Source organism: Nocardia sp. Root136 (assembly GCF_001427185.1).
GTDB lineage: Bacteria > Actinomycetota > Actinomycetes > Mycobacteriales > Mycobacteriaceae > Nocardia > Nocardia salmonicida.
This window is the reverse complement of sequence record NZ_LMFE01000013.1, coordinates 81635-94836: the sequence shown is the minus strand read 5'-3', so window position 1 is coordinate 94836 and position 13202 is coordinate 81635. Positions and strand designations below refer to the sequence as shown.

12 protein-coding genes, 1 tRNA gene and 2 pseudogenes are annotated in these 13202 nt (G+C 65.9%); 11 read left to right on the top strand and 4 right to left on the bottom strand.

The features are described 5' to 3' along the window. The 7 genes and pseudogenes from ASD42_RS31145 to ASD42_RS31120 all read left to right on the top strand — a co-directional run bounded on the left by ASD42_RS31145 (position 1) and on the right by ASD42_RS31120 (position 4246). Complete coding sequence (locus ASD42_RS31145; protein ID WP_056823552.1) at positions 1-192, top strand: hypothetical protein; 192 nt, start codon at positions 1-3, stop codon at positions 190-192. After that, complete coding sequence (locus ASD42_RS31140; RefSeq protein WP_056823549.1) at positions 189-842, top strand: hypothetical protein; 654 nt, start codon at positions 189-191, stop codon at positions 840-842. The genes ASD42_RS31145 and ASD42_RS31140 overlap by 4 nt, the downstream gene beginning before the upstream one ends. Beyond that, a pseudogene (locus tag ASD42_RS35940) lies at positions 839-1737 on the top strand (replication initiator); the annotation flags it as partial. The gene ASD42_RS31140 and the pseudogene ASD42_RS35940, both read left to right, overlap by 4 nt. Before the next feature lie 31 nt (positions 1738-1768). Continuing rightward, positions 1769-2101, top strand: a pseudogene (locus ASD42_RS35935) (replication initiator); the annotation flags it as partial. 1 nt (position 2102) lies between these two features. Further along, on the top strand, positions 2103-2894 hold a 792-nt coding region (locus ASD42_RS31130; protein WP_327153910.1), incomplete at its 5' end, for a replication initiator. A 12-nt stretch (positions 2895-2906) separates the two neighbouring features. Beyond that, positions 2907-3119: a helix-turn-helix domain-containing protein gene (locus ASD42_RS31125; RefSeq protein WP_056823540.1), complete on the top strand. Its 213-nt coding sequence runs from the start codon at positions 2907-2909 to the stop codon at positions 3117-3119. Between the two features lie 80 nt (positions 3120-3199). Next, entirely contained in the window at positions 3200-4246 is a 1047-nt protein-coding gene (locus tag ASD42_RS31120) for a tyrosine-type recombinase/integrase (protein ID WP_235569901.1), read from the top strand. Between the two features lie 96 nt (positions 4247-4342). Here ASD42_RS31120 and ASD42_RS31115 read toward each other — a convergent pair. Next, a tRNA-Gly gene (locus ASD42_RS31115) sits at positions 4343-4413 on the bottom strand. 162 nt (positions 4414-4575) lie between these two features. Here ASD42_RS31115 and dcd point away from each other — a divergent pair. Next, complete coding sequence (gene dcd, locus ASD42_RS31110; protein ID WP_056823535.1) at positions 4576-5175, top strand: dCTP deaminase; 600 nt, start codon at positions 4576-4578, stop codon at positions 5173-5175. Here dcd and ASD42_RS31105 read toward each other — a convergent pair. Beyond that, a complete protein-coding gene (locus ASD42_RS31105) occupies positions 5094-5603 on the bottom strand; it encodes a hypothetical protein (RefSeq protein ID WP_235569900.1) in 510 nt (169 codons plus the stop codon). The two genes, dcd and ASD42_RS31105, sit on opposite strands and share 82 nt — an antisense overlap. Before the next feature lie 202 nt (positions 5604-5805). On the opposite strand from ASD42_RS31105, the gene ASD42_RS31100 reads away from it, so the two are divergent. The 3 genes from ASD42_RS31100 (at position 5806) to ASD42_RS31090 (ending at position 10117) form a co-directional block, all read left to right on the top strand. Next, complete coding sequence (locus ASD42_RS31100; RefSeq protein ID WP_082844197.1) at positions 5806-7065, top strand: helix-turn-helix domain-containing protein; 1260 nt, start codon at positions 5806-5808, stop codon at positions 7063-7065. Positions 7066-7125: 60 nt separating this feature from the next. Beyond that, positions 7126-8379, top strand: coding sequence for a pyridoxal phosphate-dependent aminotransferase (locus tag ASD42_RS31095; RefSeq protein WP_056823529.1), 1254 nt, complete (start codon positions 7126-7128; stop codon positions 8377-8379). Positions 8380-8845: 466 nt separating this feature from the next. Beyond that, positions 8846-10117 (top strand): YibE/F family protein, encoded by a 1272-nt coding sequence (locus tag ASD42_RS31090; protein ID WP_056823526.1) that lies wholly within the window; start codon positions 8846-8848, stop codon positions 10115-10117. A 69-nt stretch (positions 10118-10186) separates the two neighbouring features. Here the strand turns inward: ASD42_RS31090 and ASD42_RS31085 are convergent, their stop codons facing one another. Together ASD42_RS31085 and ASD42_RS31080 are read right to left on the bottom strand one after the other, a co-directional pair. Then, a complete protein-coding gene (locus tag ASD42_RS31085; RefSeq protein ID WP_063893786.1) occupies positions 10187-11545 on the bottom strand; it encodes an Hsp70 family protein in 1359 nt (452 codons plus the stop codon). 90 nt (positions 11546-11635) lie between these two features. Continuing rightward, positions 11636-12958 (bottom strand): UDP-glucose dehydrogenase family protein, encoded by a 1323-nt coding sequence (locus tag ASD42_RS31080; protein WP_056823524.1) that lies wholly within the window; start codon positions 12956-12958, stop codon positions 11636-11638. Positions 12959-13202: the final 244 nt, after the last annotated feature.

The window sequence follows — 13202 nt, the reverse complement described above, 5'->3', positions numbered from 1 at the left end:
GTGGCACCCAAGAACACCACCCGCACAGACGACGGTCTCGCCGACGTCATCGACTTCCAGACCCGCAGCCGCTGCCGGTCCGAAGCCCGCGGCCTCGACCCCCTCTCAGTCGCGGTCACGATGCTCGCCGAGACCGGCCACGCCCCTGCCTGGAACGACTACGGCACGGATGGATGGGACGACGCAGCATGACTCGCACACAGAAGATCACCAACACGACCACCACTGACTTCGCCGACGTCGTGATGGACGCCATCGGTCGCGCCATGATCGCCGTCGTCGTCGCCGGTTTTCAACTGGTGTGGTGGGCGGCCCTGTTCCCGATGGTCTCGGTGCCCGCCGGCCTTTCTCTCGCCGCTGGTTGGTGGTTCGGCTGGCCGTTCGGGGTCGGGGTGGCCGGTGTGGCTGTCGCGGGGATGGTGTTGTGGCGAGCGTCGAGTCCGCAGACCTTCGAGCGCTGGCTCACCGGTCGTATCCGGTCCCGGTTGATGACTTGGTTCCGCTACCGCCGTCGCTGGGCAACCGTGATGGCCGCTTGCCAGCTCACCAAGACCGACAACAACGACCGGGTGATCGTCCCTGCATTGGCTGGTGTCCGGATCGGTGAATCCCTTGACGTCGTGCGAGCCAAGATGCTGCCCGGTCACTCCCCAAGCGACTGGGAAAACCGCGTCGAGCACCTGGCCCACGCCTTCGGTACCCGCCACGCAAGAGCCGCCATCGTCGGCGCCAGCCTTGTCGAAATCACCTTCCGCCGCTCCGATTCGCTCGCCGAACCGATCGCCGTCGACTTCGAATCGATGGCCGGTTTCAAAACGTTGCCGTTGCGCAAGGCCGCATGAACATCACCACCGATCACCTAGCTGAGGGAGGCCGCCCCATGGACACCACCACCAACACCGCCCAATCCGTGCCCGCGGCTTCCCTCGGCCGTACGACTGCCGCCCAACGCCGCGCGATGCCCTCGCTCAAGGACATCGCCGAATCGGCCGCCGAGAAAGAAGGCGTGTGCGCTCGGGTCATTCCCATGCGTGCCGTCGACGATTCCACCGGCAAGATCTCCTACATCGGCGCCCCGTGCAAGTGCCGCTTCGAAGCGATCTGCCCGGCCTGCGCCAAGACCTACCGCACCCTGCGGATGAACCAACTCCGCGAAGGGTGGTGCCTGAGTGCGGAACCGGTCGACGAGACCGTCGAGCCCACCCAGGAACAAACAGACTTGCTCACTGCCCGCGCGCACCTGTTCGACCAGTTCCGTCAAGCCCATGAAGATAACGACACCGGCCTGGCCGACTCGATCCGCACATTGGTCGCCGAGATCGACGCCGAACTGCGTGACCTGGGTGTCAAAGGTCGGTTCCCGTCGCTGGATGAGAAGCCACGCCGTAAGGCCAAGTCCACTCGTCGCCGCCAGGACGTGCCGAACCTGCCTCGTCGGAAGGTCGAAAAGCGCACTCTGGGAGAGGTTTACAACGGCTACCAGCCCTCAACCTTCCTGACGGTCACCCTCGGCAGCTACGGCGCAATCAACCAGGTGTGGGACCCCAAGGCAGGCAAAGACGGCAAGGGTGCGTTGGTCTCAGATGGTTCCCCGGTAGACCCCGAAACCTACGACTACTCCCGCGCTGCCCGTGACGCGATCCACTTCGCCGCATTGGTCGATCGCTGGGTGCAGAACCTGCGACGGGCCGTCGGCTGGGACGTGCAGTACTTCGGCAGTGTCGAACCGCAGAAGCGNATCCACTTCGCCGCATTGGTCGATCGCTGGGTGCAGAACCTGCGACGGGCCGTCGGCTGGGACGTGCAGTACTTCGGCAGTGTCGAACCGCAGAAGCGTGGTGCCCCGCACGCGCACATCGCTATTCGCGGGTCGGTGTCGAACAAGATGCTCAAGGCCGTCACCGCGGCGACCTACCGCCAGATCTGGTGGCCGCACTTCGACAAGCCGGTCTACCGCGACGGGCAGATGCCCGAATGGGACTACGTCGCCGGCACTTTCGTCGACCCCCAAACCGGCGACCCGCTGACTTCCTGGGATGACGCTCTCGCGGTGATGGACGAGGTAGACGACCTCGAACCGGCTCACGTGATCCGGTTCGGTNCACTTCGACAAGCCGGTCTACCGCGACGGACAGATGCCCGAATGGGATTACGTCGCCGGCACTTTCGTCGACCCCCAAACCGGCGACCCGCTGACTTCCTGGGATGACGCTCTCGCGGTGATGGACGAGGTAGACGACCTCGAACCGGCTCACGTGATCCGGTTCGGTGTGCAGGCCAAGCCGATTCAGATCCTCGGTGGCACCGACAAGATGGAACGCCGGGTGAGGTACCTGACCAAGTACCTCACCAAGAGTGTCGCTGACCTGCTCGAACCGGACTCGCGTCGCGTCGCCGAACACTACGACCGTCTCCACGCGGAGATGTGCGTGACGCCGTGCTCCCAGAGCTGCGGGGTGTGGTTGCGCTACGGCATCGTGCCTAAGGGCGCTACCGAGAAGACACAGCCGGGTTACTGCAAGCGCAAAGCCCACCGGCGCGACACCCTCGGCGTTCCCGGTCGCCGGGTCCTGAACTCGAAGAAGTGGACCGGCAAGACCCTGCCCGACCACAAGGCCGAACGCGCGGAATTTGTTCGGCAACAGCTCGCGGCCGTGGGCATCGTCAAACCCGACACCTCACACGTGCGTGTGTATCCGGTCCCGCCTGGTGATCCGGACGCACCACCCCGCGAAAACCTGGTGATGGCACTCGTAGCGGCCCGGTCGAAATGGCGCGCCGAGTACAACACGGCCCTTATTGCACTGGCGGAGAATCCACCTGGCGATCAGGTTGTTTCGCATGGTCCGGTTGTGCCACAACAGATTTCAACAATCCAGCAAGCGGCAGCTTAGGGAGGCAGACAGATGGCAATTGACATCGGTGCGGAGTATCTGACGGTCGATCAGGCCGCCGAATATCTCGGCACGGGCGTTCGGTTCATTCGCCGAATCGTGGCGGAGCGACGGGTTGTGTTCTACAAGGTCGGCAGCTACGTGCGGTTCATGCGATCGGATCTTGACGCATTCGCACAGGCCGGTCGTGTGGACGTGGCCCCGAGCAACCAGGTGGTGGCGTGATGGGAAAGCGTGGATTCGGTAGCGTCCGCAAGCTGGTCTCGGGTCGGTGGCAGGCGCGTTACCGCGGCCCGGATGGTCAAATGCGTCCTGCACCAAGGACGTTCGAGACCAAGAAGGCGGCCGAGCGGTGGTTGTCCACGACCGAGGTACAGATTATCCAAGGTGACTGGATCGACCCGGAGCGGAGCAAGATCACCGTCTATGAATACGTCGAACGGTGGATTGACCAGCGGCCCGGGCTTCGCCCCAAGACCTTGTCGCTGTATCGCTGGCTGTTGCGCGCGCATGTGAAGTCGACGGCGATGGGTGGTACCCAGCTCGGCACGCTCACCACGCCGATGGTTCGGCAATGGCGGTCCGAACGGCTCGACGCCGGTGCCTCGGAGATCACGACGGCGAAGGCGTACCGGCTGGTCCGAGCGGCATTGAACACCGCCGTGGATGAGGACAAGATAATTCCGCGTAATCCGGTCCGGGTGAAGGGCGCCGACAAGGAGGACAGCCCAGAACGTCCGGTGTTGTCCGTGGCCCAAGTGTTCGCGCTCGCCCGTGCGGTCCCGGAGCGGTATCGGGTGGTAATCCTGCTGACCTCGTTCCTGTCGCTGCGATGGGGTGAGGTATCCGCGCTGACCCGGGCAGACATCACCGACGGCGCGGAGAGTGTGCGCATCGGTAAGGCGATGGTGGAGGTTGCCGGGCTCGGGCTGGTGGTTTCTCGCCCCAAGTCGAGGGCTGGTGTTCGAACCCTGACGGTCCCGGAAGCCATCCGGCCGGACATCCTGGATCACCTCGAGAAGTTCGTCGACAACCGGCCCGACGCCTACGTGTTCACCGGGCTGAGGGGGAATCCGTTGCGGCGATCCAACTTCACCAAGAACGTGAACTGGAAGACGGCCACCATGTCGGTCGGGCTCGCCGGCATCCACATCCATGACTTGCGGCATGCCGGGAACCTGTGGGCCTCGAAATCGGGGATGTCGACCAAGGATCTGATGTCGCGGATGGGCCACGACGATATGCGGGCCGCGCTGATCTACCAGCGGGCAACCGACGACGCCGAACGTCGCATTGCCAGCGACCTTTCGCAGATGGCCAAGGACTACCGCGACGGACGTTCCAGTGCCTAAGTGGCACGTGTGTGGCACGGCGGCCCCTCGGGAGCACCTCAGCCAGACCTACAGAAACAACAAAACCCCCAGGATGACCTGGGGGTTTTGTCTTTGAGCCGATGACGGGAATCGAACCCGCGCCATCTGCTTGGGAAGCAGAAGTTCTACCATTGAACTACATCGGCAGTGCGCTGTTGGGCGCGTTCGCGACTCTATCAGACCTCTCGCCGTGCGAGGCAAGTGTTGATGCGTCTGCCTTCGTCGCCGGTGGGCTGACGAGGGCGCTCGCTGAGCGGAGCCGCAGGGGTGGGGGGTCTACCTGGGGTGCAGCTGCCTACACTGGGCCGGTGCTGCTCTCCGATCGTGACATCAGGGCCGAGATCGCCGCGGGGCGGCTCGGCGTCGAACCGATGCTCGAGTCGATGGTTCAGCCGTCGAGTATCGATGTGCGCCTCGACGGGCTGTTCCGGGTGTTCGACAACAGTCGATACACCCATATCGATCCGGCGCAGCAGCAGGACGAGCTGACCAGCCTGGTGGAGCCGAAGCCGGGGGAGCCGTTCGTGCTGCATCCGGGGGAGTTCGTGCTCGGGTCGACGCTCGAGGTGTGCTCGCTGCCCGACGATCTGGCGGGGCGGCTGGAGGGTAAGTCGAGTCTGGGGCGGCTCGGGCTGCTCACGCATTCGACGGCGGGGTTCATCGATCCGGGGTTCAGTGGGCACATCACCCTGGAGCTGTCGAACGTGGCGAATCTGCCGATCACGCTGTGGCCGGGGATGAAGATCGGGCAGCTGTGCCTGATCCGGCTGTCGAGTCCGGCCGAGCACCCGTACGGCAGTGCGAAAGCCGGGTCGAAGTACCAGAATCAGCGGGGGCCGACGCCGTCGCGGTCGTACCTCAACTTTCCCCTCTCGCCCGATTCCTTGAGCGCGGTCGAGACGCGCTGAGGGCCTGCCGCCACCGCGATACGTAGCACCAGCGACAGGGCGGGCAGGGTGTCGCCGCCACCGGACGGCGCGCGCACCCAGTGGCAACCCTCGCGGCTCCAGCGACCCAGATTGGTCGGCAGCATCACGGCGCTGCCGATGCCGGGGATATCGATGTCGAGCCCCGCGAGCTCGGCGGCCTCTTCCTCGGAGGGCCTGGCGTCGGGTGCGGCGAGCACGCTCCAGCGGATCTGGCGTGCCAGCACCGGACCCTCACAGCGTTGCTCGCGCAGCGCCGTGAGCACCTTCTCGGCGCGCGTGGTCGGCAGATGCACCACGCAGAGCCGGTCGGTGATCGGCAGCATCACAAAGCCACCGCGCTCGCGGACGGGTAGCCGGAATTCGCGCTGGTAACACTGCACCCAGTCGTCGACAGTTCTGGCTTCCACGCTTCCAGAATCCCGTATACGGGAGGGCCTGACCACTGCCCCGCACCGCCCTTTCACTGCCTCTGGCAACCGATTCCGCGAACTTGTGGTGTGTCTCACTGTCACGCTCGTACTCTGGAGGGAGTTGTTCGTCGGATGAGGTGACGCCGTGGTCGGAGAGTGGACAGGGAGAGAGGCCAGAGCTCTTCGCGATGCCAAACGAATGAGCATCCGGGAGTTCGCGGCCCATCTCGGTGTGCACGAGCGACTGGTGTCGAAATGGGAGGCCGGTGGGGTGCGGGTGCGCCCACGTCCGGTGAACCAGGCAGCGCTCGATACGTCACTGGCTCGCTCCGATGATGTTGTGCGCGCGCGATTCTCGACCCTGCTGGCGCCCGCGGGTGATGCCGACCTGCTCGCGTTCGTCGATGCGGGAACTGTCAAAGGTGCTGTCCCCGAGGTGTTGTCGGAGAGGGAGTTGATCATGGCGGCTGCGCACGAGGCCAGCGAACACGCGGCCGCCGCGGAGGGCACGAACGTGGGGGCGACGACGTTGGCCCAGCTCGACGCCGATGTCCGGCGCATCGCCAACGAATATGTTCATGCCGCACCGGCGCCGATGATGGTGGAGATGCTGCGGGTGCGCAGGCGGGTATATCGACTACTCGACGGGCAGCAGAAGCCGGTCGACACCAGCCACCTATATCTGCTGGCCGGTACGTTGTCGGGGCTGCTGGCCAACGCGAGTACCGACCTGGGCTATCTCGATGCCGCAGGCGAACAGATCAGGGCCGCTTGGGCTTACGCGGAACTGAGCGGGCACAACGGGTTACGCGCGTGGACCCGCGGCATGCACGCGCTGATCGAGAACTGGTCCGACCGGCCGCGCAACGCCGTCCAATTAGCCCGCAGTGGACAGGAATTCGCCGGTCCGGGGCTGGGGCGGGTGCGGTTGCTCAATATCGAGGCAAGGGTGTGGGCACGGCTCGGCAGCGATGCCGAGACCGACCGGTGCCTGCGCGCGGCGGAAGTAGCGGCCGGTGATCGCCGCGACGAGCTGCACGACGAGATCGGCGGGGTGTTCGGTTTCGGCCCACCCAAGGCCGCCTATTACGCGGGCGCCACCTGCATCCAGCTCGGCCGCGCCGAACAGGCACTGGCCGCCACCGAACGCGCCATCACCCTCTACTCGAGTGGCCCGCCGCTACAACGTTCCTACGGGGCCGAATCGCTGGCCCGCGTCGACAACGCGGCCGCCCACCTCATCAACGGCAGCATCGACGGCGCCGCCGACGCCCTGCGCCCGGTCCTCGACCTTCCCGAGGACAAACGCATCGCCCAGCTGAGCGAGCGCCTTGTCGGCCTGCGCCGCCGTATCGCCGCCCCGACTTATCGCGACGCGGTGGAAGCGCGCGGACTCGACGAACGCATCGAGGAATTCTGTGTAGCGACCGCCGCGCTTGCCAGCCACCCGCGACCGTAGAAGGCTGTCACCAGGCACAAGACGACCGTGCGACCAAATGAGGTTGCGCAGGATGGCAACATGGGACCGGTGAGTCCTCAATCGCCGCATGTGCCCCCGCGCGTTCTCGAGCAGTCGACCAAACTGCAGAACGTGGTCTACGAGATCCGTGGGCCGGTACACGCACAGGCAGCACGGCTGGAGGCCGAGGGCCACCGCATTCTCAAGCTCAACATCGGCAACCCGGCCCCCTTCGGGTTCGAGGCGCCCGATGTGATCATGCGCGACATCATCGCCGCGCTGCCGTATGCCCAGGGGTACTCCGAGTCCAAGGGCATCCTGTCGGCGCGGCGCGCGATCGTGACCCGCTACGAGCTGGTGCCAGGCTTCCCGGAGCTCGATGTGGACGACGTCTACCTCGGCAACGGGGTGTCCGAGCTGATCACCGTCACCATGCAGGCCCTGCTCGACAACGGCGACGAGGTGCTGATCCCGGCGCCCGACTACCCGCTGTGGACGGCCATGACCAGCCTGGCCGGCGGTACCCCGGTGCACTACCTGTGTGACGAGGAGAACGGCTGGCAGCCCGATATCGCCGATATCGAATCGAAGATCACTGACAAGACCAAGGCCCTGTTGGTGATCAACCCGAACAATCCGACGGGTGCGGTGTACTCGGCGGAGGTGTTGCAGCAGATCGTCGACCTGGCGCGCAAGCACCGGCTGCTGCTGCTGGCCGACGAGATCTACGACAAGATCCTCTACGACGACGCCAAGCACATCTCGCTGGCCTCGCTCGCCCCCGACCTGCTGTGCCTGACCTTCAACGGCCTGTCGAAGGCGTATCGGGTGGCCGGTTACCGCTCGGGTTGGCTGGCGATCACCGGGCCCAAGGAGCACGCGGCCGGTTTCCTCGAGGGCATCGATCTGCTCGCGTCCTCGCGACTGTGCCCGAACGTGCCCGCGCAACACGCCATCCAGGTGGCGCTCGGCGGACATCAGAGCATCGAGGATCTGATCCTGCCCGGCGGGCGGCTGCTCGAGCAGCGCGATGTGGCGTGGGAGCGGCTCAACATGATCCCGGGTGTGTCCTGCGTGAAGCCGCGTGGCGCGTTGTACGCCTTCCCCCGGTTGGATCCGAATGTGCACGAGATCCACGACGACGGAAAGCTCGTGCTGGACCTGCTGTTGCAGGAGAAGATCCTGATGGTGCAGGGGACCGGGTTCAACTGGCCGGCGAACGACCATCTGCGGATCGTGACGTTGCCGTGGGCGCGAGATCTGGCCGTGGCGATCGAACGATTCGGCAACTTCCTGTCCAGCTACCGTCAGTAGCGATACAGTCGGCGCTCACTTGTAAGGGCTTTGACCAGTGAGTTTTCGGGGCTCGGGCCAGGATGGCCATCCTGGTATCGCAGGGAAAACAGACTGTGAGTTCGGAATGTTGGATGTTATGAAGATCTACTAGTGCAAAAGTCCATCTTTTGTGTACAGTAGACCTCGGCGCTTCGGCGCCCTGGCCCGGTTGTCTACCCCCCCTGGACAACCGAGAGCCTTAAGGTATGCGCGCCTACCCCCCTGGGCGCCTGCCTCCGGCGGCGGAGACACCCCCCTGCTCTCCGCCGCCGCACAAACCCGCCTCCCCGGGCCTAGGTCAGACCTAGGCCCGGGGAGGTTTTTGTCTGCGGCCGTGGGTCTGATCTTTGGCCGAGTTGGCCCATCGCCGGTGAGTTACCCGTGTTCTTGCGAGATCTGGTGTTGCGAGGGTGTTATTGAAAACCGGAGCCTTTAAGCTCTGGGCGTGAGCGAGCATCATCACCATCACGACCATTCCGGGCCGATAGCCATCAGTGACACCGCGGCGAAGGTGGTTGTCGGGCTGCTGGCGATCATCGGGGTGGTGGTGTTGGTCGCGACGGTGTTCCTGTGGCCGAGCGCGCAGCACGTCGAGATTCCGTTGCCGATGCAGACCATGTCCGGCGGGGCGGTAGAGACCGAGGCCGGAACCGTTGTCATGCAGGACATCGGGGCCTGCGGGAGCCCGTCGATCGGGAAGGTGTTCGAGGACAAGCCGGAACCGCCGCGGGTCGCCGCCTATACGTGTCAGCGCAGCATCGTCGACATCAGGTCGGGGCCCGACGAGGGCAAGAAGACGCTGTTCGAGATCGCGCCGGGACCGGGGCAGCCCGATCTGCGGGCGGGCGACAACATTCGGGTGGTGCGGGCCGTGGATCCGGCCGGAGTCACCATGTACGGGTTCGAGGACTACGCGCGCGGGCTGCCGTTGACCTTGATCGTGCTCGCGTTCGTGGTGGTGATCTGTGTGGTCGCGCGGTGGCGGGGATTCCGGGCGCTGGTCGGGTTGTGTTTCGCCTTCGCTGTGGTGGTGATGTTCCTGTTGCCGGCGCTGCTCGACGGGAAGTCGGCGATTCCGGTGGCGCTGGTGTCGGGGGCGCTGATTCTCTACGTGGTGCTCTATCTCGCGCACGGGGTGAATCTACGGACCAGTTCGGCGTTGCTCGGGACGCTCGCGTCGATGGTGGTGGCGGCGGTGCTGTCGTGGGTGGCGATCGAGGTCACCCATCTCACGGGGCTGTCCGAGGAACAGAACACCAACGTGGCCACCTACATTCAGCACGTGAGCATCACCGGGCTGCTGCTGGCGGGGTTCATCATCGGATCGCTCGGTGTGCTCAACGACGTGACCATCACGCAGGCTTCGGCGGCCTTCGAACTCGCCGCGCTCGACGAAGGCGCGACGCGTCGGGAGATCTTCACCGCGGCCATGCGGGTGGGTCGCGATCACATCGCCAGCACGGTCTACACGCTCGTGCTCGCCTATGCCGGTGGGGCGCTGCCGCTGCTGCTGCTGTTCAGCGTGGCGGGGCGGTCGATCACCGATGTGCTGACCGGAGACGCGGTGGCCATCGAGATCACGCGCTCGGCGGTGGGCGGTATCGCGCTGGCGTTGTCGGTGCCGTTGACGACGATGATCGCGGTGATGCTGGCACGGCCGTTCGGTGCTAAGACGGCCGCGGTGGCGCCCGCGCGGGCCAGGCACGCTCGGAACTGATCCTGTTCGGATGCCGGACCGGCTCGCGGAATTCGATTCGGCGAGCCGGGCGGTGTCCAGCAGAAGGGGTTACTGACCGGCAGGTGGGAAGCCGGGTAGGGCCACCGGGGGCAGAGTGGGCAGTACCACCGGGGGCAGGCCTGGGACCACGGTGAAGGTGTTGGGGCCCTTAGTTGGTGGGGCGTCGGTGGTTTGCTCGACCTGGCGCGGACTGCTCGGTGGGGCCGCGGCGGTTTCGTGTTGGGCCTCGGTGGTCGCGGCCGGGGCCGCCGACGGACTTACCGCGCTGGGGCGCGGGGGAGTGGTCGCGGGGACGGCCTGCGAACCATCGCTCGACGAACCGCGCTCGAGCACTTCGGGACCGTAGCCGAGGCCGAGGCCGATCGCGGCGACGACCACCAGCGAACTCACCGTCAGCACCGCCACATTCAGTTCGCGACGGGAATGAGCCCGGTTGGTGAGTGCGCTGAGCGGGCGGCGGCCGCGGGTGGGCGCGGTGAGCCAGGCGGGGGTCGTGTCGTCGTGTTCGTCCATCGGAACCGGCGCCGGCGCGACGGGCGCCTGCTGGACCTGGGCGGGGCGGGCGAGCAGCGCGGCGCCGCGGGCGAGCGCGGTCTCCGGCTCGGCCGGCACGATCACCGGTACGCCGATCGTGCGCTCGAGCACGCGCGCGATCAACGGAATCCGGGCGCCACCACCGAGAACCATCACCGCCTGCACCGGATGCTGCGCGCGGATGATGACATCGCGGGTCATCCGGGCAGACGACTCGATCGCCAGCATCATCAGCGCTTCGAAGTTCTCCTGCGTGAGCAGAACCAGGCCCTGCTCGCTGGGCAACGCCACCGCATTGCTGTTGGACAGCTGCTCCTTGGCGGCCCGGCACAGCGCGTCGAGGGCGGCGAGGCCCGCCGGGTCGGCTGGATGCGCGATCCGGCCCGAGGCGATCTGTTGCTCCCTGATCAGCGAATCCAGGTAGTCGCCGCTGATGTCGCTGATCCGCTCGCACTGGTGCACATCGCTGGTGCGGGCGTTGATCACGCTCACCGTGAGACCGGAACTGCCCAGGTCGTAGACGGCCAGGGTGGACACTTCGCGCATATCGCTGGTGGCGTGGGCGAAGTTCACGGCGGCAACGGCTTCGGGCACGAGCTGATAGTTGGTGAGCTGGCGCCGTGCCATCGCGGCGCGCACCGCCCTGGCCTGCGGCTCGCTGCGGAAGGTGATGGTGGTGGCGGCGATCTCCGGCGATGCGGCCAGCGTGGCGGCGATCGCGTCGGCGGCGGTCTCCTCGGCCTGCTGTTCGGGCATCGGGATCGATTGCAGGTCGAACGAATACGGCGGAACGGAACCGTGTGGGCCACCGTGCTGCGGACGCGCGAGGCGCACCGTCCCGGCCCCCACCGAAATTCCCAGAACCGAACTCATCCGCTGCCCATCTCGTCCGTGCTGCACGACATGCGAGGACTGCGATAACGCGGACCGAAATCCGCTCCAGCCCCCGCTTGGCTCGTTACTCTACGGGGTGCCGAGTCCGGCGTATACCCACCCGGCCGCACGCCAGGTTGCGCTGTCCAAGCAGTTGCGACCGTCGATAATCGAACGGGACCGTACCACCGGGTCGAGGTCGGCCGGCGTCAATGCGGTGAATTCGTTCCACTCGGTAAGGACCAGCACCACATCGGCGCGATCACAGGCCTCCGAGACCGAGGTGGCGTAGTTCAACGTGGGGAACACGCGGCGCGAATTCTCCACGGCCTTGGGGTCGTACACGGTGACCACGGCGCCGTGCAGCTGGATCATCCCGGCCACATTCAGGGCCGGTGAATCGCGCACATCGTCGGATTCGGGTTTGAAGGCCGCGCCGAGAACCGCCACGTTCGCACCCAGCAGGGAACCGCCGCAGGCGCGGGCGGCCATGTCGACGACCTTCGTGCGGCGGCGCATATTGATGTTGTCGACCTCGCGCAGGAACGCCACGGCGTGGTCGGCGCCGAGTTCGCCCGAGCGTGCCATGAAGGCGCGGATGTCCTTGGGTAAGCAGCCGCCACCGAAACCGAGTCCGGCATTGAGGAATCGGCGGCCGATGCGGGCGTCGTAGCCGAGGGCATCGGCCAGCATGGTGACGTCGGCGCCGGTGGCCTCACAGACCTCCGAGACGGCGTTGATGAACGAGATCTTCGTCGCCAGAAAGGCATTCGCCGAGACCTTCACCAGTTCGGCGGTGGCCAGGTCGGTGAGCAGGAAGGGGATCTCGGCGGCGATGAGGTCGGCGTAGATCTCGCGGATGTGTTCCTCTACCCACGCCGAACGTTCGCGGGCATGGTCGAGACCGAGAACGAGGCGATCGGGGCGCAGGGTGTCCTGAACCGCGAAACCCTCGCGCAAGAACTCGGGGTTCCAGGCGACCTCGACGTCGACCTTCGCCTGCTCGCGGGCCCGAACGCCGAGGGCAGCGGCGGTTCCCACCGGCACCGTGGACTTGCCGACGATCATCGCCGGGCGTTCCAGCATCGGGGCGAGCGTATCCACCACCGCGTGCACGTATTTCAGGTCGGCGCCGTACTCGCCCTTCTTCTGCGGTGTTCCGACACCGAGAAAGTGCACGTCGGCGTGGGCTGCGGCATCTTCGTAGTCCGTGGTGAACCGCAGACGGCCGGTAGCGAGGTTGCGTTGCAGCACTTCCTCGAGCCCCGGTTCGTAGAACGGCACCACACCATCGGCCAGCTTGGCCACCTTGCCGGGATCGACATCCACCCCGACCACGTCGTGTCCCAACTCGGCCATACACGCTGCATGCGTGGCTCCGAGGTACCCCGTTCCGAAGACTGTGCATCGCATAGTTCTGTTGGTAAGCGTCGCGCGTGGCTATGCCGCGTCAGTGAGGCAAGAGGGGGCGCAACATCTGGTGTACAGGGGGAAACGCCGGCGAGGGTGATCCGCGTGCGGGGCTTTCACCTGCGTAAACGAGAAGTCGGTGGGTGCACGGTTCGGATCGTGGGCCTGCACTCGCAGCGAGCCGCTCGGGTGTGTGGGGGTTGGCATAATCGGGCGGGATCGCACGAATACCCCATCGGGGATGGAG

Coding starts and splice junctions, on each gene's coding strand:
- ASD42_RS31140 (WP_056823549.1), top strand. CDS start 189: ATGACTCGCACACAGAAGATCACCAACACGACCACCACTGACTTCGCC.
- ASD42_RS31125 (WP_056823540.1), top strand. CDS start 2,907: ATGGCAATTGACATCGGTGCGGAGTATCTGACGGTCGATCAGGCCGCC.
- ASD42_RS31120 (WP_235569901.1), top strand. CDS start 3,200: ATGCGTCCTGCACCAAGGACGTTCGAGACCAAGAAGGCGGCCGAGCGG.
- ASD42_RS31100 (WP_082844197.1), top strand. CDS start 5,806: ATGAGCATCCGGGAGTTCGCGGCCCATCTCGGTGTGCACGAGCGACTG.
- ASD42_RS31095 (WP_056823529.1), top strand. CDS start 7,126: ATGGGACCGGTGAGTCCTCAATCGCCGCATGTGCCCCCGCGCGTTCTC.
- ASD42_RS31085 (WP_063893786.1), bottom strand. CDS start 11,545: ATGAGTTCGGTTCTGGGAATTTCGGTGGGGGCCGGGACGGTGCGCCTC.
- ASD42_RS31080 (WP_056823524.1), bottom strand. CDS start 12,958: ATGCGATGCACAGTCTTCGGAACGGGGTACCTCGGAGCCACGCATGCA.